This is a genomic window from Alkanindiges illinoisensis DSM 15370, from assembly GCF_000619845.1.
GTDB lineage: Bacteria > Pseudomonadota > Gammaproteobacteria > Pseudomonadales > Moraxellaceae > Alkanindiges > Alkanindiges illinoisensis.
This window is the reverse complement of record NZ_JHUX01000003.1, coordinates 1,099,827-1,124,740: the sequence shown is the minus strand read 5'-3', so window position 1 is coordinate 1,124,740 and position 24,914 is coordinate 1,099,827. Positions and strand designations below refer to the sequence as shown.

Genomic DNA, 24,914 nt, shown 5'->3' with positions numbered 1-24,914 from the left:
ACCTTGTGTTAACCTATCTTTAAATCAGGCAGTTTGCTCAACCAGACGCTTGCGCCAGTTTGGAAGAAACTTGCTAATCGCTGCATCCATGCACCAGGCTGGGCCGATCAACAAAAATTGCAGGTCTTTAAAGAAAGATGGTTTTTTTCCTTCCACTTTATGGCCATAAAACTGGCCAATCCATGCCACCACAAACAAGCCAACAAAAAATCCTGAGCCTACCGGTAGCCAGTTGATGAGCAGCACCATCAGTAACATGAGCACACTCATGGCCATAAGCAAGGGCAGGGATAAACGGGCATAGAATAATAAGGTTAAGGCAATCAAGACAATGGTCATGACTGTGCTCAGATGCCAGCTAAATCCTACAATAGAAAACAGGATGGCAGGCACGCATAACCAGTGAATACGCTTATTGGTTAGATTGCGGTGGCTTTCACTATATTCATCAAGCCATTGCTGAAGATTGCGCATGAGCATAGTCCCTTAATTTTCATGACATTCTGACAATGCCATAAGTCCAGTTGTAAAGCAAGTCTAAATCTTTCAGTAAGCCTAACTAAAATCTATATCCAGAAATATTAAAGCCACCCGAAGGTGGCTAAAAGCTATTGCGATATTAATGCATTAGTTAGGCGCATCAATACGTTCAATAGTCACGTTACCTGTACCACTACCTGCTATGCCCAGTTTGTTGGCTGCTGCATAGGATAAATCAAGTACGCGGTTACCATGGAATGGGCCACGGTCATTTACTTTAACCACAACACTTTTACCATTATCTTTGTTAGTCACACGGATATAGCAGTTTAAGGGCAGGCTGCGGTGTGCGGCAGTCATGGCATACATATCAAAAGTATCACCACTGGCAGTCTTGCGGCCGTGGAACTGACGGCCATACCAGGATGCCATGCCAGTCTGGGTAAACTTGCGAACTGCTTCAGAGGCAACGGCACTCAGGCGATCAATAATGCCTGGCTCTTCAGTGCTTTCAACACGGGCCGGAATATTTTCAGTTTTAACACGGCTACCAGCAGTTTCTGTAATGCTTAATGCAGTCACAACAGCGGGCTTGTTAGCTGGTGCAGCAGCAGTTACAGGCGTATTCATTTTGAATAATGCTGAACTAATGCTTTTTCCATCCTGATCCAATACACGATTGGCCAGGCTTGCAGACTCAGAATTACTGCTGAGTGGTTGAGCCTGTACCAGATCTGCATGAGAGGCAGTAGTGAAAGCCAAACCAAGTGACAAGGTCAGTACAGAAAATACTGATTTTTGCATATGTTAACGCTCCGGTGGGAACCTTATATGATGCTTATTTGAACAAGCATAAAAAGGTTTCTTTGCCACGTTTAATCGTAAATGAATGTCATTGGTGGTGATCATAGTGACTAATTTAAATACTTGTCCAATAAAAAATAGCGTTCAGTTACAAAAACAATTGTTTTTAGCAAGTTTTAGATCAAAAAATAATCATTAATGTAAGTAAATATTTCAAAAATTCTCTAAAGGGCTTTTTTTACCTGCTGTATGAAGTTTCTTTAGGTAACTAATGTAATTTAGCTCAGCGGTTGATTATTTCTTCGCCAAGCTGCCAAACTGCTGTGGCATAGTTACGACTGAAATTATAACGAGTAATCGTGATGTAGTTCGGATAGACAATCCAGTAGGTTGGCCCAAAATCTTCCATGAGCCGAATGCCATTGACCATATCCAAAGGATCAAGCTTGACGGCAGGATTAAGCGGCGCCAACCCTAAAGTTGCAAATTCCCCGGCAGGACGGGTTTTATCAAGCTGGCCATCGGGTGCTACCACTTGTGAATCATTGAACCCGCGGTAAGTGGCACGAAAGCCAATGGGTTGATTACGCTGCCAGCCATAGGTCGCCATATAGTGTGCAATCGAACCAATGGCATCAACTGGATCATTAATAATATCGACCCGGCCATCCTGGTTGAAATCAACACCAAGTTTGCGGATGTTGCTGGGCATAAACTGTGGATAGCCCAGTGCACCTGCATAGGAGCCTACATAGCTTTCTACAGGTTGATGCTGTTCACGTGCCATTACTAATAGCGCTGCCAGTTCATCAGTAAAATAATCTGCGCGGCGTGGATAGCCGAAAGCTAGTGTAGAGAGCGCATCAAGGGTACGAAAACTGCCTTTGTTTTGACCATAGCCGGTTTCTACGCCCAAAATGCCCAGAATGATGGATTGTGGCACGCCATATTGCTGTTCCGCCCGCCATAGCGCATCGCCATATTGTTGCTTAAAACGCACACCACGGCTAATCGTGGACTCCACCAGAAATTGCGAGCGATATTCGTACCATTCCTTGCTTTCACCCGGCTTGGTCATAATAGAAAGGATACGGTCAATACGCTGTGCCGAGTTCATGGCAGTGTCAACTTCTGCACCCGTAAACTGATATTCATTAATCATTTTCTGGCGAAAATTGGCATAGGCCGGGTCAAGCAGAAAATCGTTTGCTCCTGCTACTGTGCTGGCAAAACCGGCCACCAGTGCCAGCAAACTGCGTCGATAATCCTTCGATGGGAGTGAAATGGAAAAATTCTTGAACAACGGATTTTTAAATAACATCATTATTTCCAGAAAGCGCGAAATTACAAAACTAGCGATGGGTTTGAATGGAAACCAGCAGGCCAAAACCGGCCATCAGGGTGATAATGGCAGTTCCCCCATAGCTCATAAACGGTAAAGGTACGCCAACCACTGGTAAAATGCCACTGACCATGCCAGCGTTGACAAATACATACACAAAAAAGGAAAGGCCAATTGCGCCAGCCAGCAAGCGGCCATAATTGTGATTACTGCGAAAGGCAATCTGAAAGGCCCTGAAAATAATGCAGCAATATAGGGTCATTAATATGGCAACCCCCATTAAGCCAAATTCTTCAGAAAACGCGGCAATGATAAAATCGGTATGGCCTTCGGGTAAAAAATGCAAATGGGACTGAGTACCATTTAAATAACCTTTGCCAAAGATGCCACCCGAACCAATCGCAGTTTTGGACTGGATAATATTCCAGCCTGTGCCCAAGGCATCTGCTTCAGGATCAAACAGGGTAAGCACACGCTGCTTTTGATAGTCATGCAACAGAAAAAACCATGCCAGTGGAATAATGGCTGCAATCGCCCCGACACAAGCGCCAATCATCCACCAGCGCAAGCCACTTAAAAACAGCACAAACATGCCGCTTGCCATCACCAGCAGAGAAGTCCCCAAATCGGGCTGCTCGGCAATTAATAGCACCGGGATGCCAATGAGCATCAAGGTCACGACGACAGCCTTAAACGTAGGTGGTAAGGGTCTGGCTGATAAAAACCAGGCCGTCATCATTGGCATGGCCAGCTTCATAAACTCGGACGGCTGCACACTGCCAAAACCTGGAATATCCAGCCAGCGCTGTGCACCCATGCGTACTTCACCAAAAACCATCACGCCAACAAGTAGCACCAGGCCACTGGCATAAAACCAGGGTGAAAATGCCTGATAAATCTTGGGTGGCACTTGTGCCATCACCAGCATCACCACAAAACCGATAATGAAACTGACTAACTGGCGAATTACCAGCCCGGTGTCCTGTGCAGAGGCACTGTAGAGCACTACCAGCCCCATGCTGGCGATTAACAGGAACAGGCCAGTGAGCCATGGATCAACATGGATGCGTTCCCAGCGAGTGGGACTAAGCTGCATATTGCTGCCATCACGCGGGGCATAACGTAAAAAGCGGTACTGCGGATTTTCAGCCATGAACAAGTAGAACCACGAAGAAGTAAAACCACAAAGAAGAAAAAAGCCAGGAGGGGAATTTGAAGCCAAATCTTAACATAGAACTGGCATGGCCTGAAAAAACTGCCTTATTGATTTATGCATGAGATTTAAGCCAGACCTAAGACCAGGCATAAAAAAGCCCAGCAATCGCCAGGCTCAGGTATTGCAGATGAGTTTTACAGCAAATTACTTTTGTACCAGTAGGCTGTCAAAGTGAGTTGCAACAGCTTCAAGCTCGGCCTGATTTAGGGCAGGAATCAGCTTGTCAATCGCAATATGCACGGCTTTGCCCACTGCACTGGTTGCCAGTTCAGCAGCTTTGCGCTTGATCAGACCCAGATCCAGTGTCTTGTTATAGTCAGTCATAAAATGCTTAATGATCTGGTCAGCAAACAGTTTGAACTGCGTCGTCAGTGCAGCGCGCTGCTGTTTGCCTTCACCCGCATGTACGGCAGCAAAAGAGGCTTTAAGCTGGTTTACCAGATCATCAGGTAGTGCTGCGCCAATACGGCTATTGCCTGCATTGTCAACAAAACTGCTGCTTTCCAGAAATTCCAGTGATTTTAATACCTGCTCATTAGGCGCCTTACCTAATAATTGCTTGAGTAAAACACTGACCGTACTGCGTACATAACCAGCCAGTTTTTCGGCTGTATCGCGCTTTTCGCTGGCCGGAAATTGCTGAACCAGCTTAACCAGCAGATTATCAATTAACTCATCATTTAGTTTTAAAGAGATTTTATCGCGTAAAGGATATTGTGGCTCGCTGCTGCCCCGATTGGACTTGGCCAGATTAATATCACTTTTAAGCTCATCAGATGGGATAATGCCAAAATAACTTGCCATAAAAATCTCCTAAAAATATCAATACAGAAATAAAAATTATTGTCGGGCTAAACGAATGGGTGAGGGTAGCCAGGCTGGGTCAGACACGCGGCATGGATTAATATCCAGACCACCACGCCGTGTGTAGGCGGCATACACCATTAAACGCTCAGGTTGCAATTGTTGCCAGATGTCCGCAAAAATCTGCTCAACACATTGCTCATGAAATCCGCTGTGCTGGCGGTACGAGATAATATAAGCGAGCAGGCTTGAATAACAAGGCTTAATTCCCTCATATCTGATAAAAAGTGTGCCCCAGTCGGGTTGTCCAGTGACTGGGCAGTTACTTCTTAACAAGTGCGAATATAGACTGGTTTCAATTACTTGCTGATCTGCTATCTGTTCCAGCTTGAGCAGGCTACTGTCGGGATGCGAACTAGACCCGTTTGGGGTCAGCTGGTCAAGACAAAATCCGGTGGGTTGACTCACCTGAAGTGCATCAGCATCATACAGCTCAAGTCTTACTGAGGCATTGGCTGCACGGCTAAGATCCTGTTCTACACAGTCAACAAAGGCCTGAGTGGATGCAAAATTTTTAAAGTTCAGGCTATTGAAATATAGCTTTAGTGACTTGGATTCAATTAAAAATTCTGAACTCGCCGGAATATGCAGCCGCCCAATAGCAACCTGCGGCTTATTTTCCAGATCCAGCCAGGACAGCTCAAAGGCATGCCACCAGTCCATGCCCTGAGCAATGCCGTTAATCTGGGCATAGGCCTGTCTTGACGCCGCGCGTGCTATGGGAAACAGAATGTCAGGCGCATATTCTGTGGGGTAGCTGGTGGTTTGACCCAGCAGCGATTGTTCAACACTCATGTTTTAACCAATACTGTGTAATCAATATTTAAATCGTGATGATTTCTGCATTACTACTTATTCACGCATACCTGTACCGCGAGCCAGCAGGCGATAGGCAAATGCATACAGTGCAATACAAAAGATGCTAATGGCAGCCAATGATGCCCAGACGTTGACATCACTGGCGCCTAAAATGCCGTATCGGAAAGCATTGACCATATAAACGATAGGGTTTAGCAGGGAGAGCTTTTGCCAGAATGGCCCAAGCTGATCCATGGAGTAAAAAACACCACCTAGATAGGTTAAAGGCGTGAGCACAAAAGTCGGCACAATGGAGATATCATCAAATGAGCGGGCATATACTGCATTGATAAAGCCGCCCAGAGAAAACAGTACTGCGGTGACCAGAACAGTAAAGATCATGACAAATGCATGATGAATGGACAGCTCGGTAAAAAATAGCGAGAGCAGGGTTACAATAAAACCTACTAGCAAACCACGGGTAACGCCGCCAATCACATAGCCAATCAGAATAATATGATGCGGCACCGGGCTGGCAATCAGCTCTTCAATACTGCGCTGGAATTTCACACTAAAGAAACTCGACACCACATTGGAATAACTGTTGGTAATCACTGCCATCATGATTAAACCGGGCACAATGAACTGCATGTAGCTATAGCCATTCATTTGCCCAATGCGAGACCCGACCAGATTGCCAAAAATCACAAAATACAGGCTCATGGTAATGGCAGGCGGCAGCAGGGTTTGTGGCCAAATGCGCATAAAGCGGCGAATTTCTTTGGTAACTAATGTATTTAAAGCGATTTTCAATTGCTGGACATTCATGCTTGTGCTCCAGCAGGCTTTTGACCACCTACATTTTGATCGTCTAGGTTTTTTTCAACCATATGAATAAATAATTCTTCCAACCGATTGGACTTATTACGCATACTTGTCACCACAATGTCATGGCTTGCCAGCAGGGCAAACACATCATTTAGTGCCAGACCTTTATCAATACTAACTTCCACCGTTAAAGGATCAACCTGCCGGAAATGTACGCCCTGTACATTTAGCGCAGGCCAACTGGTGACGGGCTGCTTTAAATCCAGTACAAACGTTTCTACTGATAACTGGCTCAGCAGCGTTTTAATGTCAGTGTCTTCCTTGATCACGCCTTTATCAATAATGGCAATACGGCGACACAGCATTTCCGCTTCTTCCAGATAATGCGTGGTTAGAATAATGGAAGTGCCCTGATTATTGATTTCGGTTAAAAATTCCCACATGGAACGGCGCAGTTCAATATCCACACCCGCAGTTGGTTCATCCAGAATCAGCAGGCGTGGCTCATGAATCATGGCACGTGCAATCATCAGGCGACGCTTCATGCCCCCGGAGAGCAGGCGCGACTGTACATTGCGCTTTTCCCACAGACCCAGCTTATTTAAATATTTTTCTGCACGAATTTGTGCTTCTTTTTTGGGGATACCGTAATAACCGGCTTGCGTGACCAGAATATCAAAGACTTTCTCAAACTGGCCAAAGTTAAATTCCTGCGGCACCACACCCAGACATTGTTTGGCCTGTGACGGATGGCTATCTAAATCATGGCCAAATATTTCAACATGACCCGAAGATTTTCGGGTAAGGGAGCTAATAATGCTGATGGTGGTGGATTTGCCCGCACCATTTGGCCCAAGCAGTGCGTAAAAATCACCTTCACTGACGGTGAGATCAATACCTTTTAATGCCTGGAACCCGTTTTTATAGGTTTTGGTGAGCTGCTTTAACACTAAAGCATCGGTCATGGAATTCTCTCAAATGACTGGTTAAGCACAGGGCACCTATTGTCGGGAATATTGTCAAAAAAGCCAAGTCTTATCCGGTTGTATTTTATGAACGCTGCGTTGCAACTTATTGAGCAGGCGTTATAGTTTGGCAGATTACTGATAAGAAATTGCACAGAAAACTAGCAGTTAAAAAAGCAATGCTTTACCCGCGCTAGTTTTTTGCCTATGATGTCTCGCCTTATGCGCCCGTAGCTCAGCTGGATAGAGTACTGCCCTCCGAAGGCAGGGGTCGTGGGTTCGAATCCCGCCGGGCGCGCCATTTATTCCAATAAGAAGAATTGTCTTTATCAATTTCTGCTTGTACTTCTGCAAGTGTATCTAACGGATTTAATCCAGCAATTTCAGCCATATAACAAATTTTAAAAGCATCAGGCTTTCTTTTTCCTGCTTTCCATTCCGATACTACAGACGGTCTTACGCCTGTCGCTTCTGCTAATTTTTCATAGCTTCCCAAGCTAAATTTTGCTTTTTCTATTAGTTCTTTGATCATTTCGCACACCTTGACGATAACCAAATTTGTGAAGTAACCTTTCTTCACAAATTTGGTTAGATTTAGTTAATCCGACTTCACAATTATGTTAAGCCGATTTAGCGAAATATCAAGGTGTGTTTATGGGTGGTGCAAAGTCAGCTTTGACTTTATCTAGATCAGGAGTTCTCGGATATCGAATGACACGATATCCAGCTTCCTTAAGCATTGCATCCCGTTCTGCATCTTGCTGTTCTTTTCCTTTGTGGCTCTTGTCGTCCAGTTCGACAACTGCAACCACGTTAAAAGATTTATCCAGTACAACAAAATCTGCAATTTTTCGATTAAAGCGATTACGTGTTGCTTGTCCGGTTGTACTTAATAATGCACCAAATGAAACTTGGGCTAAAACTATATGGTCAGGTAGTGCTTCTCGTAATCTGTTGAATGTTGGCTGCTCATTCATGGTTAAAACGCGCTTAGCCTTAATGGGTGTTTGGTTTTTACCTTTAGTAGATTTGCTTTTATTAGCTGCTCCTAAAAAAGCTAAGGCTGCAATAACTACAACAGCAATGATTATCAAGATTTCCATTTTTTCTCTCTCTGGTGAACGCCATGCAAACGTTTGTCTATAAAGATCAGCATGAGTTTGCTCAAGCTGCATTTGATCATGTCGCACAGATAGTAGCGAATTATGGCGAAGAAATCATTGTAGGCGGCTCATGCACACCAAATACTGAACATTGCCTGCGCCAGCTTGAAACAGTTTGTGCGGCTTGGGGCTACTCACCAGCTCGCATCGCTGCACTTGCTGACATTTTTGAAAGTGAAAATGCTTCCCTGAGTGAAATTCTGGAACAATTGGGGGATGATCATGTCTGATCAAAAATTAATCAAAACCCAGTTAAAACACACGGTAAAGGTCGAAAAGACCCCCTTTTATAATATGGGGGTAACGGTATCACCACAGGGGACGCAAGAGGCCTTAATCCCTGCGATAGTGGAAGGCAACCAGCCGGAAATTTTCGGGAAAACAGCAGACCTAGGCAACTGGAAGTATCCACGCAAGCTGGACAACGTCCGCATGGTCAAAACTGAAGATGGTACAGACCTGCCAATCATCCATAGCGTGCCTTGTACTGGCGAAGTTGCTCAACTGGACTGGGTAACATTTGCGCTAGGTGTTGAAACCTTTAGCCCTAAATATTTAGCACTAGGCCTAGATGATGCTGACGCCTACGACGACATTGCCGACGATTTAGACCAAGACCTGTTTGAAATCTTCGGTTTTGGCATCGCAAAAAAACGTGACAAGGGTATGCACTTCTATAAGTACTCTTGGGAGCTGCAAGACAACCTAGGCATAGTCTTAATGGGTCATAGCTCTAAACGCATTGCAGTCCAGCTTAACGGCAAAGGCTGTGCTTTAGCAGCTAAAGGATGGCATGAACGCCTTTATAAATACCTGACCGGATATGCCCAGCGTACCAAGCTGACCCGTGTAGACCTTGCACATGATGATTTGCAGGGCAAACACTTAAATGTTGACTGGGCAAACATGCAAGACGGCTTAGGCGGCTTCTGGTGCGGTGGCACCATGCCTAACATTGGACACTTGGGCAACTGGAAACGCATTACAGGCAAAGGCCGGACGCTAACCATTGGCACTCGTGAATCTGGAAAATATTGCCGGATTTATGAAAAAGGTAAAAAAGAGGGTGCTAAGGATGATCCTTGGACACGTGCAGAGGTTGAATTTAAAGGCCATGACCGCTTTATACCATTTGATATTTTGCTTAGTCCTTCTCAATATTTTATTGGTGCTTATCCTTGTTTTTCGGATTTTCACCAGTACGCCACGCCTGAAAAAATAGCCACTGTTAAAAAAACAGCTGAAATCACCCAGAAGCGGGCTAAGGAAATTATCAAACATCAATTCGGCAAATACTTTGCCCTTTTCCGCAAGGTTTATTCCGATTCAGAAATTATGCAGTTTGTGACTGCTAATGACCCTGACGCAGTACCTAAGCGTCTGCAAATTATTGATCATCTTGCAATTTCAATGGAACGTAACAAACAGTTTGAACAGGCTTATGGCTATACACGCTTGAGTCAGGCTGTTCAGCGCTCCCAATTTAACGCTGTTTATTCTTGAGGTAAAAAACATGCAATTTCAATCTAACGTAGTAGTAACTGGTGCGAAGCGTAGCAAAGGCGAAATGGAAGGAAAGCCATACGACAGCACAAAGGTTTACGTGCAAACAGGCATGGACACCAGCAAAGGCGATGCTGTGGGCTTCGCTGGCTCTGAATACCCATGGGGGCTGTCTGACAACTTCAACAAAGTGGCAACACTCAAGTTTCCGTTCGAAGCGGTGGCCACGTTTGAAATGGTCACCAATGGCAAAAGCCAAAAAACCATTTTGATTGACCTAAAGCCTGTTCTAGCGCCACAAGCTGCTAAGGCTTAACCATGATTCAGGTTTATGTAAAAGGACTGGGATTTAAGCCAATGAGCATATCACTCGTACCAAAAGTTAAATGTATTTGCTGCGGTCAAGTCATGTCTAAAAGCCTGATTACTGCCCATTACATGACCTGCACCGGATTTTAAAGAATGACGCACTACGTCTGTGACCAGCTATCTGACACAACGCCACAGACGTGTGTTTCATGGTCTGAGCAAGTCACTGTACTTGACCAGGTCGCAATCACGAAAGCTCAAGCACGTGAGCTTACTGTTGAAATCTGCACGATTTTAATAATGGCTTACTGCTACCAGCTTTTTAAACAGTTCATGGATAAAAACACCTGAACACAACTTAAGGATGTAAAAAATGAAAGATGTAACTCCACAAACCCAACCACTGGTTAAACGTCTTAAGGATGCAGCATTCGTAGGTGCTGTAGGGGCTTCAACTGCGCTTGTAGCAGCTAATTCTTTTGCTGCTGCTGAACTGGACTTCTCTGGGGCAACTGGTGAGCTTGACGGCACTAAAACTGCTGTTAAGGGAGTCATTATTGTTCTGGTTGGTTTACTGGGCATGTACCTCGCATGGTCATGGTTCAAAAAGGGTGCCAAGTAAAAACGAAAGCCCTTCGGGGCTTTCTTCTATTGGGATTAACTAAATGACTGACGAAGCGAGCTGGATAAATTGGATACCTTTAATTGTAACCGTTCTAGCATTCCTGATTATCACACGAAGATAATTAATCTAATCATCTGTGTTTACATGATGTTTGCTCCAGCTTATGTATTTGCAAATGCTGCTTCTGGTTTGGGTGGCTGGTCTGTAGGTTCTATAGCTGCTGAGGCTGGTGTAGCAACAATCAATGCAACCAAAGAAGCAATCATTAATGGTGCTTCTCGTACGGTTAATTCATTTGCAAAAGTTACTCCAGCACCTGCTGATCTGGCGCGTGGCATAGGTCGTTTCGGTGCTGTACTAGCTGTAACGACTGCAATTGATTTACTTCTCGATGGTGTTTCTTGGGTACTTGATCCTGCAAATAATCGTGTTAAATATTGGGAAACACCTGTTAATAATTCTCAATATTTATGGCAGATTTCTATTGCTGGCACAACAAAGACTTATTCTACATTTGGGGAAGCGTGTAATGCTGCTGTTGCTGCTGTTGAAGGACATCCTCCTATCACCGAAATGGTTGCAACAGATAATGGTCAAACCGTTGAATGCCGTAGTGCTTGGGGATACGACCAAGCTAACCGTGTCGTAAACCCAAATTATGACCCCGACATTAAACCTGAAGAAAAATACTTACCGTACGATGTTGTTGGCGCTGAAATAGCAAAAAATGCCGCTGCTGGTGACGCTGCTGCAAATGACTTTGTAAAAGAAACAGTTGCGGCTGATCTAGCTGACGCTGAACAAGGTAAACCTCTTGCATATCCCTCTGTACCTCAACAGCTAGATGCAAATGCTGGTGTAGAGCCTAAAGAAGGTGACAACGATATCACCAAAGAAACAAAGCCTAATACTGCTGATCCAGATGCACCGCCTATAGAAAAATTCACATTGCCCGGCTTTTGCTCATGGGCTGCTTTCATTTGTGACGCAATGAATATTAGTAATACCAATTCAGGAAAAGTTGCTACTAACTCTACCCGTATAGCAACTGACACAGAATCAGTGAAAACAGCGACTCAAACCACTGCAACACAGACAGAGGAAACCAAAAAGGCTGTAACTGCTGGAACTACTCAAGCCCATACTGATGCAGAAAAACAGCTTGCTGAAACAACGAAAACAGCAACGGCCACACGCGAGCTTGCTGATGCAATCAAGGAAGAAGTTCCTGAGCGTGATGATAGTGATACTGATATTGATATTCCTACGACAGAAACACCTCAAGCCATCCAGTTGGATTTTGGCGGAACATGTCCCCAGCCAAAAACCTTCAGCTTTAATTTTATAGGTCAAACCCAGACCTTTGAGTTTGATCTTTCCGGCTGGTGTCAGGCTTTTGCTTATGCAAAACCAGCAATTTTACTCATTGGTGCTTATCAGGCTTCTATGATCGTAGCTGGACGTACAGAGGAAGAAAGTTAATGGGTTTCTGGTCAAAAGTAACTGCTGTTGTTGAATCCAGTCAAAAGGGATTCTTAAAAAATGTCCTAACTGGTGCGGGTGTCATGCTTACCTCATCAGCCATATTCATGACCACCTTCACGGCTGCCGTTGACAAAATGAAGTCGATGCTAGGTGGTGTACCAAGTGACGTATTGGCCTTTGCACACTTGCTTGGCCTTGATCTCTATATGTCGCTTATTTTATCTGCGTATTTGACCCGAATGGCGTTAAACGCATCAAAGCTAACATTGCGAAAAGCTACCTGAGGACGGATTGCACGGCGCACCGCGCAACTGCACGGAGCGCACGGTGACCCGCCCGCAGGGTAGCTTCGGAGTAACCCATGCTGCATTTGATAACCGGAACGCCCGGCTCAGGAAAAACCCTTTACGCGGTTTCTTTAATCATCCAGTTTGAAAAAGAGAACGCCAAGAACATTAAGCTGAACCCTGCTATTTTTGCCCATAACGATAAAATCATTAGGGAAAACAAGCTTGAAGATGAATTCCAGTATGGCTGGAATTTAAAAGAGCAAATAGAGTTATACCCAGATGAATATGATCATTTTTCTATACTTTCCCTTGAATTACGCCATGAGCTCTACTACCAGAAAACAATGGCTTACAACTCAATTATTACCCGTATTAAGGACTATAACCCTGCTTTAAAACTTAAGTTTTTAAAGGATGTCCGCACCATATACGCTGACATCAACGGCCTGAAAGTCCCTAATGTTTTGCCTAGTCCTGATGACTGGCGTACTTGTCCTGACGGCTCACGCGTGTTCTATGATGAAATCCAGCAGCGTGAAACCTACAAGGAAGAACGCAAAACCAATGACATTGTAGAAGCCTTACAGATTCACCGTCACCGCGGTTTTGATATTTATGGGATCACCCAGTTTCCGGTTCTGGTGCATTCTCACTTCCGTTCAGTAGTGGGTAATCACTTCCACCTGCACCGTGGCTGGGGGATGCCATCGGCTACTGTATATCTCTGGGCTTACTGTGTTCTTGGGCCTAATGAGCCAACAAAAAAAGCCATTGCTGAACGCTCATTTCGCTTTAGCTATCCAAAGGATTTATATAAATATTATAAGTCTGCTACGGTACACACGCATAAAATGCGTATCCCACCCAAGTTTATTTTTATCTGTATTGGTGTAGTTCTAGCGTTTACCTACGCTCTAAAAACCCTGTTCCTGACAGATAACTTTTTAACTGAGGTCGCTGGGGGCAAACCTCAACCAGCAAAAACTAGCCAGACAGTACAAGCACAGCAGGCAGCACAAGTGCATGACCCGCTGACCCCTGAGCAACGTGCAGATCTGGAAGCGCGACAGACTTCCACACTGCAAAATCAAACTTCCACGCCTACTGTGGAAGTGAATTATGACCCAAACAAGCCTTTTGATAACCAGTATTCTGCTGGTGGAGTTAACCGGCCTTATCTGTCCGGTTGCATCCAGCTCAAGACAAAATGCAGTTGTTACACGCAACAAGGATCTAAGCTGGACGTGTCTATAGCGGACTGCAAAAAAGTAATCAATGACGGAATGCCGTTTAACCCGTTCCTTGCACAGTCACAGCCTGCTGCTCCAGTGCAGTCACCAGCACAGGTAACACCTAATGTCTAGTTATTATCAAGCACTGATGTTTCTTATAGGTCTATGCTTATTTGGTTTTATATGGGACGGTATTAAACACCCTATTCGTAGAATTATTAAAGGTGTCAAAGAAAATAGTAGGGATTAGCAGCGTCAAGGCTTTCAGAATAGCGGGCAACTGCACCGTCTAGTCTGAAAGTAACTTGATCGCCCAAAGAACCCAAAAACAAGCTAATTACAGAAGCTGATGCGACTTGTGCGCATCAGCTTCATAGTTACAAGCGAAGCGAAACGCACCGCGTTTCAAAACAGACTAAACATGCCATGAATTCCACTTTTAAAAGTCCTTATGTATCAGGACTTTTAGCTATGATTACCCTTAATAATGTGACAGCTTATTATCTGCATTATTCTGAACATACTTCAAAAGATCGTGACAAATATGCCTATGCACGCTTTGAGCTTTTTTATGGTGACATTGAAATAACTGCAATCACACGGCAAAGCCTGCGTGACTACATTCACTTTAGGCGTGCTGCTGGAGTGACTGACGCGACAATTAACCGTGAATTTCGGTCTCTGCGTGCTGCAATTAATTATTATTTTACTGACCATGAATTATCCCATAGAAACCCATTGGCCAATTTTTCATTATCTGAATCTGAGCCACGTATCCGCTTTCTATCTAATGCTGAAGCTGCAAGGCTAATCTATGCTTCAAAAGATAATTACTTTTTAAACTGCTTTATCAAATTGGCTTTAAATACGGGCTGCCGATCTGGTGAGCTGCTCCGGCTTTCTTGGGATAGGGTGGATTTTAATAATCGCTATTTAATTCTGAATAGGGAAAATACCAAGTCAAAACGGCGGCGTTTTATTGCATTGAATGAAACGGCCATGCAAGTGCTGCATGAAATGAAGTTAGCCAGGGCGAATAATACTTGGGTTTTTTATAATGAACAGACAGGCACTCATATACTGAGTTTAAAGAAAGGATTTAGATTAGCCTGTAAGATGGCAAAGATTGATAACTTGCGTATTCACGATTTACGACACACTTTTGCATCGTGGCTCGTTCAATCGGGAATCCCGCTTTATACGGTGCGCGATCTGCTAGGCCATACGTGTATAACAACAACGGAGCGCTATGCTCACTTGCAAATTGATAATTTGCGCGACGCTCTAAAATCTCTGCCAACTTTTTAAATATTTTTGTAACTGAAATACTAAAACTGACGCGCTCCGAAGGCAGGGGTCGTGGGTTCGAATCCCGCCGGGCGCGCCATTTATTCCAATAAGAAGAATTATCCTTGTCTAATTCCGTCTGTACCTCTGTGCGCGTATCAAACGGATTTAATCCAGCAATTTCACTTAAAACTAATTTTGGGCTTAGCTTTGACAACCTCTTTTTCTAGATCATTCAAATTGCTAGTTTTCTGTGCAAAATTAACGGCTTAATCTTACTTTCTTGTACCCATACAAGATTACTAGAAAAATATCCTAGTGTAATATTGAAGCAAAATCCCGACGCATTTCTGCACCTGTGAGTACTGAACGATACACCGCCACAATGTATGCACTACCTTGTGTAATGGACTTCTGTGCTAAAGGATTTAGGGAAATAAATATAAGTTCTCTAGGATATTCTCTTATATCTTCAATTTCAGAAATTATTACTTTTCCATTCTTGCTGAAAACACGATATTCCTTGAATTCTGTTGAAGCATTTTTAAACAACAGATTAATGGCTGAAATCTTCTGATTGCGCTGTTCTTTTGAAGGTTTTACATTTCTAGAACCAGAGGATATCCGCTGAGGACGAGCAGGTTTATTACCAAAAATCTAGTAAGCCAAAAAAATTCCAAGGGGAATCAAAAAAACTAAAAAGTCCTTACTCATGTTACTCCTTATCGAGCCAGTATAAATTCTGCATCTTCTTTAATAGAGCTGCTTGGTGGCAAATTCTTATAGATAAATACAGGTAAACCATCATCTACATCTGTTGCCCTTAAAGTTTGCAACCCATCACGATATTCAAAGATAGCCAGTGGAAATTGATCTTTATCTACCACAAAGAAACGCTTTTGCTTGACTACAATGTCAGCACTGATGAATTCATGCTGAAGTATGCGTAAAAACTTTCCTTCAGTGGGTGAAAGTAAATTGAGCTCCTTAATGCGATCTGCATCAGTTGTATACAGAACTTTAGCTTTTTGCCGTTCTATGGCTGTCAATTGCCTAAGCCGTGATGGCACCGGCTTTTTATTTTGTCTGGTTGATTTATAATTTTTCCCTAACCAATATCCAACCCTATAATTAAAAAAATTAATTGACTCATTTATTTCTCTGGCAAAGCCATTAAACAATTATTTATAAAGGCCAAAGCACAAGTGTGCTTAAGCTGTCTTTAGTGCTTTAGCTATATAAAGATATGATAGATAAATATCTTAAAAAATTCGCTATCAACATTGCTGTTATGCAATTTTAGAAGATTTTAAGCTGTCAGGGTTTTTAAGTCATCAGTATGGAATGAATAAAAGCTGTTTAGGAAATTAATTGTGCTGCTGGCCACGGATTTGTGCTGTAGCCTGAATCAGTGCCTGATGCAATCCAGTAGACGGATGACGGAGTGCATAACCAATTGATGCAGCAATATTCATATGCTGCAAGGTTTGCCGAATATAATGGAAAAAATCCTCAGCTTTTGATTTATCAAGATTAATATTTAAGATGGCAAACTCATGCTCGTTGAGCCGTGCCAGAATATCATCATCATGCAGTATTTTTTTTAGGGCCATTGCAGCACGCCTGATCAGTAGCTCATGAGCCGTTTTTTCCTGATGACTCATGGCTTTTTGACTGTTGTGCAATTGAATCACATAAACTGCAGAAGGATGGCCAAGCCTGCGGCTGCGTTCTTCTTCTGCATTAATCAGCCGATCCCATGCAGCCCGGTTGTATAGCTGGGTTGATTCATCCAGCAATGTTTCTACCTGCAGACGCTCAAAATAACGGGTGTACTGGATGCGCTGAAGCTCATTTTGCAAAATGACACTCAACAGATTGCTGAGCAGGTCAAGCAGTTCCTGTTCCTGCCGGATGGATTCGGGTTTTGGATGTGGATCTATAGCGCACAAAGTACCAAATAATTCGCCATTCTCCCGACGCAGGGGAAAGCCAATATAAGCTTTTATAGGCACCAGCTTGGCAATAGGCGCAGTGGCATACAGTTCAATCTCATCAGAGCAGGGGGCAATATGCGGTGCTGCACTCTGAACCATGTGGGCACAAAATGAATCCGCCCAGCGAAAGACCTGCCCGGGCTTAACCTGATAGCCATGATCCTCGGATTGCAGCACAATCCAGTCATCGCCCTCGGTGCGGGTAATCATCCATAACCCAAAATCCAGACGCTGATGCAAGAAGTCTAGGACTGCACGGCCTGCATCTTCAAAGCTCGCAGATAACTGGAAATTCATTGTATTACTCAACTAACAGGCTGATGAGCGCAAAAATATGCAAGGATAGGCTGCTTCATAGGATATAACCCGGTTGTAATAAATTTTTATAAGAAATTCTTCTATAAGTAAGTATAAGTTTAGCAAGTTATTCATAGTATTAGTTAACTCAGTGATTGGTAAAAACCTCGACTACTGAATTACTCAATATGGACTTCAATACATAAAGTTTAGAAGTAATGATGTCTGCTAGTCCTGCATTTGATCTTCCCTCTCTACACGGGCTTTGACCCCACCTACCACACCAGTACCTTCAGCCATAGGCTTATATAGTGTGCCCGTGGTATCTGGAGCAGGCGGCGGGTCCTGAATCATAATTTTATGACCAGCACGCCCAGCCAGCGTATTGGTTAAACCTGTGGCAATGCGGTGGGAAGTTACAGCCAGTTTTGCCTTATAGCCTACAGCGACTTCTTTTTTGGGATGGCCAATGGCTTTTATTACAGCATTGATGATTTTATCGGGATGATCTAGCGCAATCATGCGTGGAGACTTGCCACTATAATTGGCCGTATGATTAAACCAGGGTGTATCAGCAGCAAATGGCATAATCGTAGTGACATGAATATTGCGCTCGTGGTTAACCTGCAATTCCTGATTGATGGCTGCATCAAGCCCAACAATGGCATGTTTGGATGCAGTATAGCTAGCATAGTAGGGTAGCGGTACTTTACCCATTACCGAAGAAATATTGATTAGTGAGCCGTAATGCTGCTGGCGGAACTGGCGCATGGCATAATAGCTACCATACATCGTGCCATTAAAATTAATATCCATCAGTCGTTTATGATCGGCCAGTGGCGCTTCATCAAATCGGCCAAATACACCAACCCCGGCATTGTTAATCCACACATCAATACGGCCAAAATTATCCAGAGTCCGTTGAGCCAACTGCTGAACTTCCTGTTCATTGGCCACATCCGTAGTAACCACTAGTGCATTGCCGCCCAGTTGCCTGCACTGTTGTGCGATTTGTTCCAGCAATTCCGTGCGTCTTGCTGCCAGTACCACTGTTGCACCTTCACTGGCCAGTTTCAGCGCAATGCCCTTGCCAAAACCACTGGACGCGCCTGTGACTACAATAACTTTATGATTTAAGGAAGTGCTTGCTGCCTGAACGAATGAACATAAGCCCAAAAACAGCCCAGCCAAGATTAGCTTAACCCAGCATGAGATAGGCCGATAATAAGGAGTAAGCCAGACATAGGAAAAATTGGGCATGACATACTCCAGCTGTATATTATTGTTGAATTGAATAAGCTGGAGTATGCAGCGGTAAACATCAATGATGCTGCTTAAATTATAAGCAACTCTGTTACAGCTTGTCTTTTAAGGCATAGATTTATTAAAATCAGTTTTCACAGTGTGCATGCTGATATTAATACAATAATAGAAATTTGCCGCTACTCACATAATTTTGCTAATTATAAAGACAATTATGGCCTTACAAAAAATGATTAAGCTGGCTATTTTTCTGGTCATTGCACTTGTTGTGTTTAATGTCCTTAAAAAGCAGTCTTTCTTTAAAACCGAGCCGAGCCAGATTTCTTCAGATTCAATTCCGACGCCGCATAGCGATGGCATGAGTGAAACCCAGATTCAAAATGAACAGATCAAGTCACAACTGCATCATTTAAATTCCAGCTCACAAATGCAGTATATTGCAGGCTGCATGAAAACGCCCACAGGCTGTAAATGTTATGATGCAAGAGCCAAGCCAGTGGAGGTCAGCGCCAGTACTTGTGCCAGTAATGTGCGCGATGCCAGCGCAAACCAGCATAAGGCCTTTGATAGAAAACACAACTAAATGGATTAAAAATTCTGGACTTTTCCAGATACGATATTAAGCCATTACCACTTCAGGTATTTTTGCAGGTCTTTCTGGAGCTGCCCAGCCACAGGAATTTGTGCATAGCGAAATACCGGATAGCCTGCTTCATTCAGCATGGCATCACGCGCGGCATCCTGTTGCTCGCGGCCTTTATGACTACTGTCATCCAGTTCAATAATCGCCACAATATTAAGATTGTGATCGCATAACACAAAGTCAGCAATCTTGCGGTTAAACTGACTACGCGTATAAAACCCCTTAGTAGTCAAAATGGCGGAAAAGCTGACTTGCGGGAAAATATAAGCGCGGGGCATGGCTTGTTGCAGTACGGCAAAAAACTGCTGTTCACGACGGGTTAATATTGGTTTGGCATGAATGGGTGTGTGCTGCTGGCGGGGCTTTTTATTTTCCCCTGCAATAATGCCCAGTAATGCAATGATTACAATACCAATAATCAGCCACATGCTCATTTTTTGCTTTCCTATAAAATTTAAAGTGGCGCTAAAGCGAGAATAAAATAAGCACCAATAAAAAAATCCCTGCTTATTGGGCAGGGATTTTTTATTACCGCAGAATCTTGGCTCTCCAACCTGGGCTCGAACCAGGGACACACGGATTAACAGTCCGTTGCTCTACCGACTGAGCTATTGGAGATCGATCAGTACGGCGGCATTTTATGCATCAATCCCCATAGGGTCAAGGGGTTTTGCGAAAATATTAATAAAATCAGGTTTCTTTGCTGATTTTGTAGGCAGAAGAAGTTTATTAAGAGTTTATGACAGATATAGAGTGTACATTGCCTTAGTATTTCTTGCTGAGTCATGCTTCAATTAAGTGAAGTAATGAGTTCTCATAATTGTAGTAAAGTTAATGAATAAAAGTGGCCTTAACCCTTTTTGATATAAGGAAGTAAGGTATCCAAATAAGCGCAGCAATGAATGATCTTATAACTTCTTTAGTGGATTCGGTATCTTGAGAAAGATCCGCTATTAGTGGAATTTGTTCGGCGAAGAAAAAATCTATAATGACAAAAATAAGGCCATACGTTAGCCAGAAAATTATAAGTTTTGGTACATATTTTGATTTGTGTAAAAAGAAATATAATACGGTTAAAGACAATATAAGTAGCAATAAATTGCCAACGCTTTCAAACACTAATAATGGTGCCCATAAATGATGGTAGAATTCACTTGATGGAGATGTAAGTACATTCCAGTTACCATGTTTAAATAGTGCTGTATATTCTTGAAAAAGAAACAGACCAATACGAATTGGTGTGATAACTAAGCCTATAAATATTAATACTAACCAGCCTCTAATTCCTTCCAGATTTCTTTCTGAATTACTCATATATCTTTGATACTTATAAAAAATGTGAAATAGAATACGTAGGCATAAATATCTTAGCTGCCTGACTCAACATAATGGTTTTATTCAAAAATTACTTATCTTTCAATTTTCAATAAAAAATCCCTGCTTATTAGGCAGGGATTTTTTATTACCGCAGAATCTTGGCTCTCCAACCTGGGCTCGAACCAGGGACACACGGATTAACAGTCCGTTGCTCTACCGACTGAGCTATTGGAGAACAGTTGGTGATGCGCATTTTAGGCAGCAACACGTTAGTGGTCAAGCCCTTTTAATGAAATAAACAATTGATTGCTTAAATCATGAGCGCAAGTGAATTATTAAGGCCATAAGCGGCTCTATTTACTTTTAAGGCAGGATTATTAACTGTACAACAAAGCCATAATACCAGCGGAATAGCCATAAAAAAGCCCCATCATTAATAACAGGGCTTTTTCAAATACACAGTTAAATTACTTGCCAGTTGCCTGATCTGCTGCAACAGATTCAATTGCAGCACTCAATGTAGCTGGATCAATACTGTCTACCGCTTCTTTAATGCGGTTTAGGGCATCTTCCAGCACGCTGTCAGCAGTAGCGTAGGAAATACGCATATAACCACCTAAACCAAATGCATCACCCGGTACAACTGCAACGCCAGTTTTATTCAGCAACCATTCAGAAAATTCGGTGCAGGATTTTAAACCCAGCGCACGAATAACCGGACGGATAGACGCATAGGCATAAAAAGCACCGTCTGCATCCAGACAGCTAATTCCGTTAATTGCATTTAAGCCATTAACCACCAGATCATGACGACGCTTGAACGCTTCAATCATGGGTTGCAATACATCTTGCGGGCCATTCAGCGCAGCTTCAGCAGCAACCTGACTGATTGAAGTTGGATTGGAAGTCGATTGCGACTGTACTTTGGTCATGGCCTTGATGATGTTTGCCGGGCCAGCCGCATAACCAATACGCCAGCCAGTCATGGCATAGGCTTTGGATACACCATTGAGTACCAGAGTGCGGTCATACAGGTCAGGCGCAACATTTACAATATTATAGAATGGGCCAGACCAGCGAATTGGTTCGTACATGTCATCAGAGGCAATATAAACCTGTGGATGACGACGCAGTACTTCCGCCAGTGCTTCCAGTTCTTCCTTGGTATAAATCATGCCAGTCGGGTTGGACGGGCTATTCAATACCAGCAGCCTGGTTTTGGGGGTAATCGCTGCTTCCAGTTGTTCAGCAGTAATCTTGAAGCGCTGTTCTTCACCGCATTTCACAATAACCGGCACGCCTTCAGCAATGAGCACCATGTCCGGATAGCTCACCCAGTACGGTGCAGGAATAATGACTTCATCACCCGGATTGATAAACGCCAGCGCCAGATTGAAAAAGCTTTGCTTGCCACCGCAAGATACCAGAATCTGGTTAGCGGCATAATCAAGGTTATTGTCACGCTTGAACTTGGCAATAATGGCTTTTTTCAGGCCGGGTGTACCGTCTACAGCGGTATATTTGGTAAACCCGTTATTGATGGCCGCAATGGCAGCATCCTTAATGTGCTGTGGGGTATCAAAGTCTGGCTCACCAGCACCCAAGCCAATAATATTATGGCCGGCGGCTTTCAATTCAGCTGCTTTATTGGTAACAGCAAGAGTTGGTGAGGGCTTGATAGAGTTAACACGGTCAGACAGACGTACGTCCACGGCAGGGATTCCTTCTTTTAGGGAATTGAACACAAAAAATCGGGTTATTCTAGCTGATTTTGCAAGGTGTTTGGCCGCATATTAAAACTAATTTTCAATTCCTTTTCCTTATTGAAGGCAATAGAAAATGCTTTAACCAGTTTATGCATCCCTTTTGTGTATCACCTGAAAATATTCGGCCATCAGTTTATGCGCCCATGATCTGGCTTGCCAGCCTTGCTGATAGGCACAATGGCTGCCTTTTTTGGTTTTAACCACAATAAGATTGGGCATTTGCTGAATATCAGCCAGATAGGGGTCAAGATTTTGAATATTGCATACTGGATCATCCTTGGCATTTAGCAACATGACCGGAGTGGTAACCTGCTGAAAAACCTTCATGGGATTGGTGGCATCCGAATAGTGCTGATAACTTGGATAACCGGAAAATTCATAGACTTTTTCATGAAAAGCCAGCAGGTCTTTGGCAGTTTTAAGATGGTTAAATGTTGCTAATTGCTGCAACTTGCTTTGATGAGGTTCAATAAAGGTTCTGATTAATTTTTTAGCCATATATTTGCTATAAAAAGGATGGCAATACTTAAAGCCTTCATCCGTGTTGTAGCCGGGGCAGAATGCAAAAGATGCCTTAAACCGGGCATTTTGCTGTTCTTCACCCAGATAACGGATGAGCAAGCCTGAACCTGCCGAAGAACCCACCGCATATAACGGTGATTGTGGAAACAGCCGTTCAATGTGCGTGAGTTGTTCCCGAAGATCCTGCGTAGAACCAAAGATATTGAAACGTGGTGGGTCAAATTCAAGCCCGCCATGTCCACGCCGTACAGCAACGACTACACGCCACCCCGTATATTCATGTAAATCCCGCACCATATCCTGCATGCTGCGCGGGCTACCCGTTAAAGTATGCAAAATAACAAGGGTTGGGGTAGAGGCTGGCAAGTTATAGCCATACCACGCTAGTGCCGTTTTGCCACCATCGGCCATGGTGAGGGTTTCAACACGATCATAAATTAAAGGTTTTTCCAGCTTTTTCTTAAGTTCAAGATACATGAGCTGCACATGCGTGTTGGCCAGCCAGAATGTGGGCTGATAGGGACGTTGTAGCTGCCGAATTTCCTGAATGAGCTTTTTATTGTCTGTTGTTGGCTTATAGAAAATCTCAAGTAACGGTGCGGATTTATTCTTTAAGAATGATGGAAATGAATCTAACAAGCTGGTTATTGCTGGCATCAGGAAATCCTCGTGCTGCACTCTAACGCGTGCTGCGTCCAAAATGGATAGTCGTTATTGCTGATTCATTTGATTATGCAATTTGTTGCATAGTTCGTCAATTTCATTCTGTGACCTTGAATGAATGATTTTTAAACTGATTCGATGTGTATAAATTTCTGATGTGAGAGGCAACAATCTTACAGTTTAGCCAGCAAAAGGTTTAAACTAGGGCCAGTGATTAATGATAGGTTTTTGAAGATGAGCAAGCCCGCCAAACGACAGGTTGCCCAGTTGCCATTTCCCATGCCACAGCGCGATGAGGAAAATGATGAAACGCTAGAGCAGGTACGCCCCAAACCCAAGCGTTATGCTGACCGTACTTTTATGCCACCTGCGGGTACGAGACGGTCAATGGGCAAGCGTTAATAATAGGGGCAGGTTTTTAGGCGCAGGTGATTATCAAGGGTTACTTCTGTAGTAGCCCTTTTTTTACATTAATCCCATCACACCAGTCACAATCATATCCACCGCAATCGTGCCAATCAGCAGCGCAGACAGCCTGCCCACAATCTCAATATAGCGATCGACATAACGCGCATAGCGTGCTTTCAGGTTGTCATGAAAATACTTAAATAAAATCAGCATACTACAGGTTAAAACCATAGTGGTAGCAATGACGGTTGCTGCCCCGGCAATACTAAGGCTGCTACCAATAACCACCGAAGCACTAATTGTCCCCGGCCCAATCATAAAGGGCATTGCCACACTGCCAGCCAGATATTCGGGTTTTCCCCGAGTGGATTCCAGTGTATCAGCGCCTTCAAAAACATAGCGCACCCCAATAATTAAAAAGATAATTCCGCCAAAAATCTGAAATGATTCAAAGCGAACATGTAAAAAGCGGTTAAAGATTGCTTCGCCACCATACGAGAATAACAGGAATACGATGCTACTGATGAATGCACCCTGAATCAGCACTTTACTAAACTGCGCCAGCGATAGCTGACGGATCATTCCCAGTAGGTAAATGCTCATTAAAAACGGGTTAAGCAATGAAAAAAACAAGGCAAATGAGGTAAAAAATTGCTCGGACATCCAGTCTCCTGCCTGAATTTTAAGTTGATGTTATTGTATAACGGTTTGACTTCTGAGCTGAGCCGCTTTATTTACCTGTTTGGTTGGCGGGTTGTTTTAAGCTTGTAAGAAACACGGCTTTGCACTTGCAAAAGCTTTCTAAAAACGGATAGCAAAAATTTAAAAAGCTTTTACAGTTAGTGGG

The 24,914-nt window shown here is 43.5% G+C and carries 27 protein-coding genes, 3 tRNA genes and 1 pseudogene; 11 read left to right on the top strand and 20 right to left on the bottom strand.

Going from position 1 to position 24,914, the window contains the following annotated elements:
* Positions 1–24 precede the first annotated feature (24 nt).
* The 8 genes from Q337_RS0105680 to Q337_RS16910 form a co-directional block, all read right to left on the bottom strand.
* Positions 25–474 carry an Mpo1 family 2-hydroxy fatty acid dioxygenase gene (locus Q337_RS0105680; RefSeq protein WP_026470770.1) on the bottom strand — a complete coding sequence of 150 codons (450 nt, stop codon included), beginning with the start codon at positions 472–474 and terminating at the stop codon, positions 25–27.
* 153 nt (positions 475–627) lie between these two features.
* Positions 628–1,284 (bottom strand): septal ring lytic transglycosylase RlpA family protein, encoded by a 657-nt coding sequence (locus Q337_RS0105675; RefSeq protein ID WP_026470769.1) that lies wholly within the window; start codon positions 1,282–1,284, stop codon positions 628–630.
* A gap of 283 nt (positions 1,285–1,567) precedes the next feature.
* Positions 1,568–2,569 carry a lytic murein transglycosylase B gene (gene mltB / locus Q337_RS0105670; RefSeq protein ID WP_026470768.1) on the bottom strand — a complete coding sequence of 334 codons (1,002 nt, stop codon included), beginning with the start codon at positions 2,567–2,569 and terminating at the stop codon, positions 1,568–1,570.
* 67 nt (positions 2,570–2,636) lie between these two features.
* On the bottom strand, positions 2,637–3,779 hold the full coding sequence (gene rodA / locus Q337_RS0105665; RefSeq protein ID WP_026470767.1) for a rod shape-determining protein RodA: 1,143 nt from the start codon (positions 3,777–3,779) through the stop codon (positions 2,637–2,639).
* Positions 3,780–3,986: 207 nt separating this feature from the next.
* Positions 3,987–4,646 (bottom strand): hypothetical protein, encoded by a 660-nt coding sequence (locus Q337_RS0105660; protein ID WP_026470766.1) that lies wholly within the window; start codon positions 4,644–4,646, stop codon positions 3,987–3,989.
* A 36-nt stretch (positions 4,647–4,682) separates the two neighbouring features.
* A complete protein-coding gene (gene queF / locus Q337_RS0105655) occupies positions 4,683–5,501 on the bottom strand; it encodes an NADPH-dependent 7-cyano-7-deazaguanine reductase QueF (protein ID WP_026470765.1) in 819 nt (272 codons plus the stop codon).
* Between the two features lie 57 nt (positions 5,502–5,558).
* Entirely contained in the window at positions 5,559–6,332 is a 774-nt protein-coding gene (locus Q337_RS0105650; protein ID WP_026470764.1) for an ABC transporter permease, read from the bottom strand.
* Positions 6,329–7,297 (bottom strand): ABC transporter ATP-binding protein, encoded by a 969-nt coding sequence (locus Q337_RS16910; protein WP_051526599.1) that lies wholly within the window; start codon positions 7,295–7,297, stop codon positions 6,329–6,331. The genes Q337_RS0105650 and Q337_RS16910 overlap by 4 nt, the downstream gene beginning before the upstream one ends.
* A gap of 224 nt (positions 7,298–7,521) precedes the next feature.
* Here Q337_RS16910 and Q337_RS0105640 point away from each other — a divergent pair.
* Positions 7,522–7,598, top strand: a tRNA-Arg gene (locus Q337_RS0105640).
* 108 nt (positions 7,599–7,706) lie between these two features.
* On the opposite strand, the pseudogene Q337_RS19365 reads toward Q337_RS0105640, so the two are convergent.
* Both Q337_RS19365 and Q337_RS0105635 read right to left on the bottom strand, forming a co-directional pair.
* A pseudogene (locus Q337_RS19365) lies at positions 7,707–7,829 on the bottom strand (helix-turn-helix domain-containing protein); the annotation flags it as partial.
* A 109-nt stretch (positions 7,830–7,938) separates the two neighbouring features.
* Positions 7,939–8,400: a DUF2726 domain-containing protein gene (locus Q337_RS0105635; RefSeq protein ID WP_026470763.1), complete on the bottom strand. Its 462-nt coding sequence runs from the start codon at positions 8,398–8,400 to the stop codon at positions 7,939–7,941.
* Between the two features lie 23 nt (positions 8,401–8,423).
* Between Q337_RS0105635 and Q337_RS0105630 the strand changes: the two genes are divergently transcribed.
* The 8 genes from Q337_RS0105630 (at position 8,424) to Q337_RS0105590 (ending at position 15,212) form a co-directional block, all read left to right on the top strand.
* Positions 8,424–8,690 carry a hypothetical protein gene (locus Q337_RS0105630; protein WP_026470762.1) on the top strand — a complete coding sequence of 89 codons (267 nt, stop codon included), beginning with the start codon at positions 8,424–8,426 and terminating at the stop codon, positions 8,688–8,690.
* Positions 8,653–9,963, top strand: a complete 1,311-nt coding sequence (locus tag Q337_RS16905) for a replication initiation factor domain-containing protein (protein ID WP_156935708.1) — start codon at positions 8,653–8,655, stop codon at positions 9,961–9,963. Before Q337_RS0105630 ends, Q337_RS16905 begins: the two co-directional genes overlap by 38 nt.
* Before the next feature lie 10 nt (positions 9,964–9,973).
* Entirely contained in the window at positions 9,974–10,279 is a 306-nt protein-coding gene (locus tag Q337_RS0105620) for a hypothetical protein (protein WP_026470761.1), read from the top strand.
* A 366-nt stretch (positions 10,280–10,645) separates the two neighbouring features.
* Positions 10,646–10,894, top strand: coding sequence for a hypothetical protein (locus Q337_RS16895; protein ID WP_034279226.1), 249 nt, complete (start codon positions 10,646–10,648; stop codon positions 10,892–10,894).
* 147 nt (positions 10,895–11,041) lie between these two features.
* Positions 11,042–12,379 (top strand): virulence factor TspB C-terminal domain-related protein, encoded by a 1,338-nt coding sequence (locus Q337_RS0105605; RefSeq protein WP_026470760.1) that lies wholly within the window; start codon positions 11,042–11,044, stop codon positions 12,377–12,379.
* On the top strand, positions 12,379–12,666 hold the full coding sequence (locus Q337_RS0105600; RefSeq protein ID WP_026470759.1) for a DUF2523 family protein: 288 nt from the start codon (positions 12,379–12,381) through the stop codon (positions 12,664–12,666). Before Q337_RS0105605 ends, Q337_RS0105600 begins: the two co-directional genes overlap by 1 nt.
* 77 nt (positions 12,667–12,743) lie before the next feature.
* Positions 12,744–14,036 (top strand): zonular occludens toxin domain-containing protein, encoded by a 1,293-nt coding sequence (locus tag Q337_RS0105595; RefSeq protein WP_026470758.1) that lies wholly within the window; start codon positions 12,744–12,746, stop codon positions 14,034–14,036.
* Positions 14,037–14,375: 339 nt separating this feature from the next.
* Positions 14,376–15,212 (top strand): tyrosine-type recombinase/integrase, encoded by an 837-nt coding sequence (locus Q337_RS0105590; RefSeq protein ID WP_051526597.1) that lies wholly within the window; start codon positions 14,376–14,378, stop codon positions 15,210–15,212.
* A 701-nt stretch (positions 15,213–15,913) separates the two neighbouring features.
* Here Q337_RS0105590 and Q337_RS16890 read toward each other — a convergent pair.
* The 3 genes from Q337_RS16890 to Q337_RS0105575 all read right to left on the bottom strand — a co-directional run bounded on the left by Q337_RS16890 (position 15,914) and on the right by Q337_RS0105575 (position 18,745).
* The gene (locus Q337_RS16890) at positions 15,914–16,372 is read right to left on the bottom strand and encodes a hypothetical protein (RefSeq protein ID WP_228133085.1); all 459 of its coding nucleotides are present in this window, start codon (positions 16,370–16,372) and stop codon (positions 15,914–15,916) included.
* Between the two features lie 186 nt (positions 16,373–16,558).
* On the bottom strand, positions 16,559–17,485 hold the full coding sequence (locus tag Q337_RS0105580; RefSeq protein WP_026470756.1) for a GGDEF domain-containing protein: 927 nt from the start codon (positions 17,483–17,485) through the stop codon (positions 16,559–16,561).
* 228 nt (positions 17,486–17,713) lie between these two features.
* On the bottom strand, positions 17,714–18,745 hold the full coding sequence (locus tag Q337_RS0105575) for an SDR family NAD(P)-dependent oxidoreductase (RefSeq protein WP_051526596.1): 1,032 nt from the start codon (positions 18,743–18,745) through the stop codon (positions 17,714–17,716).
* 217 nt (positions 18,746–18,962) lie between these two features.
* Between Q337_RS0105575 and Q337_RS0105570 the strand changes: the two genes are divergently transcribed.
* Positions 18,963–19,331, top strand: coding sequence for a hypothetical protein (locus Q337_RS0105570; RefSeq protein ID WP_026470754.1), 369 nt, complete (start codon positions 18,963–18,965; stop codon positions 19,329–19,331).
* Between the two features lie 44 nt (positions 19,332–19,375).
* On the opposite strand, the gene Q337_RS0105565 is transcribed toward Q337_RS0105570, so the two are convergent.
* The 6 genes from Q337_RS0105565 to Q337_RS0105535 form a co-directional block, all read right to left on the bottom strand.
* Complete coding sequence (locus Q337_RS0105565; protein ID WP_034279225.1) at positions 19,376–19,825, bottom strand: DUF2726 domain-containing protein; 450 nt, start codon at positions 19,823–19,825, stop codon at positions 19,376–19,378.
* Between the two features lie 108 nt (positions 19,826–19,933).
* Positions 19,934–20,009, bottom strand: a tRNA-Asn gene (locus Q337_RS0105560).
* 213 nt (positions 20,010–20,222) lie between these two features.
* Complete coding sequence (locus Q337_RS0105555; RefSeq protein WP_026470752.1) at positions 20,223–20,705, bottom strand: DUF2569 domain-containing protein; 483 nt, start codon at positions 20,703–20,705, stop codon at positions 20,223–20,225.
* Positions 20,706–20,867: 162 nt separating this feature from the next.
* Positions 20,868–20,943, bottom strand: a tRNA-Asn gene (locus Q337_RS0105550).
* Positions 20,944–21,175: 232 nt separating this feature from the next.
* Entirely contained in the window at positions 21,176–22,420 is a 1,245-nt protein-coding gene (locus tag Q337_RS0105545; protein WP_026470751.1) for a pyridoxal phosphate-dependent aminotransferase, read from the bottom strand.
* Positions 22,421–22,561: 141 nt separating this feature from the next.
* A complete protein-coding gene (locus Q337_RS0105535) occupies positions 22,562–23,653 on the bottom strand; it encodes a YheT family hydrolase (protein ID WP_034279224.1) in 1,092 nt (363 codons plus the stop codon).
* A 240-nt stretch (positions 23,654–23,893) separates the two neighbouring features.
* On the opposite strand from Q337_RS0105535, the gene Q337_RS18920 reads away from it, so the two are divergent.
* Positions 23,894–24,061, top strand: a complete 168-nt coding sequence (locus tag Q337_RS18920) for a hypothetical protein (protein WP_169733740.1) — start codon at positions 23,894–23,896, stop codon at positions 24,059–24,061.
* A gap of 63 nt (positions 24,062–24,124) precedes the next feature.
* Here Q337_RS18920 and Q337_RS0105525 read toward each other — a convergent pair whose 3' ends face one another.
* Positions 24,125–24,730 (bottom strand): MarC family protein, encoded by a 606-nt coding sequence (locus tag Q337_RS0105525; RefSeq protein ID WP_026470749.1) that lies wholly within the window; start codon positions 24,728–24,730, stop codon positions 24,125–24,127.
* Between the last annotated feature and the right edge of the window lie 184 nt (positions 24,731–24,914).

Excerpts from the sequence above, each read along its gene's own strand:
- Q337_RS0105680 (WP_026470770.1), bottom strand. The coding sequence starts at position 474 with ATGCGCAATCTTCAGCAATGGCTTGATGAATATAGTGAAAGCCACCGC.
- Q337_RS0105675 (WP_026470769.1), bottom strand. The coding sequence starts at position 1,284 with ATGCAAAAATCAGTATTTTCTGTACTGACCTTGTCACTTGGTTTGGCT.
- rodA (WP_026470767.1), bottom strand. The coding sequence starts at position 3,779 with ATGGCTGAAAATCCGCAGTACCGCTTTTTACGTTATGCCCCGCGTGAT.
- Q337_RS0105660 (WP_026470766.1), bottom strand. The coding sequence starts at position 4,646 with ATGGCAAGTTATTTTGGCATTATCCCATCTGATGAGCTTAAAAGTGAT.
- queF (WP_026470765.1), bottom strand. The coding sequence starts at position 5,501 with ATGAGTGTTGAACAATCGCTGCTGGGTCAAACCACCAGCTACCCCACA.
- Q337_RS0105650 (WP_026470764.1), bottom strand. The coding sequence starts at position 6,332 with ATGAATGTCCAGCAATTGAAAATCGCTTTAAATACATTAGTTACCAAA.
- Q337_RS16910 (WP_051526599.1), bottom strand. The coding sequence starts at position 7,297 with ATGACCGATGCTTTAGTGTTAAAGCAGCTCACCAAAACCTATAAAAAC.
- Q337_RS0105635 (WP_026470763.1), bottom strand. The coding sequence starts at position 8,400 with ATGGAAATCTTGATAATCATTGCTGTTGTAGTTATTGCAGCCTTAGCT.
- Q337_RS0105630 (WP_026470762.1), top strand. The coding sequence starts at position 8,424 with ATGCAAACGTTTGTCTATAAAGATCAGCATGAGTTTGCTCAAGCTGCA.
- Q337_RS0105620 (WP_026470761.1), top strand. The coding sequence starts at position 9,974 with ATGCAATTTCAATCTAACGTAGTAGTAACTGGTGCGAAGCGTAGCAAA.
- Q337_RS16895 (WP_034279226.1), top strand. The coding sequence starts at position 10,646 with ATGAAAGATGTAACTCCACAAACCCAACCACTGGTTAAACGTCTTAAG.
- Q337_RS0105605 (WP_026470760.1), top strand. The coding sequence starts at position 11,042 with ATGATGTTTGCTCCAGCTTATGTATTTGCAAATGCTGCTTCTGGTTTG.
- Q337_RS0105600 (WP_026470759.1), top strand. The coding sequence starts at position 12,379 with ATGGGTTTCTGGTCAAAAGTAACTGCTGTTGTTGAATCCAGTCAAAAG.
- Q337_RS0105595 (WP_026470758.1), top strand. The coding sequence starts at position 12,744 with ATGCTGCATTTGATAACCGGAACGCCCGGCTCAGGAAAAACCCTTTAC.
- Q337_RS0105590 (WP_051526597.1), top strand. The coding sequence starts at position 14,376 with ATGATTACCCTTAATAATGTGACAGCTTATTATCTGCATTATTCTGAA.
- Q337_RS0105580 (WP_026470756.1), bottom strand. The coding sequence starts at position 17,485 with ATGAATTTCCAGTTATCTGCGAGCTTTGAAGATGCAGGCCGTGCAGTC.
- Q337_RS0105575 (WP_051526596.1), bottom strand. The coding sequence starts at position 18,745 with ATGCCCAATTTTTCCTATGTCTGGCTTACTCCTTATTATCGGCCTATC.
- Q337_RS0105570 (WP_026470754.1), top strand. The coding sequence starts at position 18,963 with ATGGCCTTACAAAAAATGATTAAGCTGGCTATTTTTCTGGTCATTGCA.
- Q337_RS0105565 (WP_034279225.1), bottom strand. The coding sequence starts at position 19,825 with ATGAGCATGTGGCTGATTATTGGTATTGTAATCATTGCATTACTGGGC.
- Q337_RS0105555 (WP_026470752.1), bottom strand. The coding sequence starts at position 20,705 with ATGAGTAATTCAGAAAGAAATCTGGAAGGAATTAGAGGCTGGTTAGTA.
- Q337_RS0105535 (WP_034279224.1), bottom strand. The coding sequence starts at position 23,653 with ATGCCAGCAATAACCAGCTTGTTAGATTCATTTCCATCATTCTTAAAG.
- Q337_RS18920 (WP_169733740.1), top strand. The coding sequence starts at position 23,894 with ATGAGCAAGCCCGCCAAACGACAGGTTGCCCAGTTGCCATTTCCCATG.
- Q337_RS0105525 (WP_026470749.1), bottom strand. The coding sequence starts at position 24,730 with ATGTCCGAGCAATTTTTTACCTCATTTGCCTTGTTTTTTTCATTGCTT.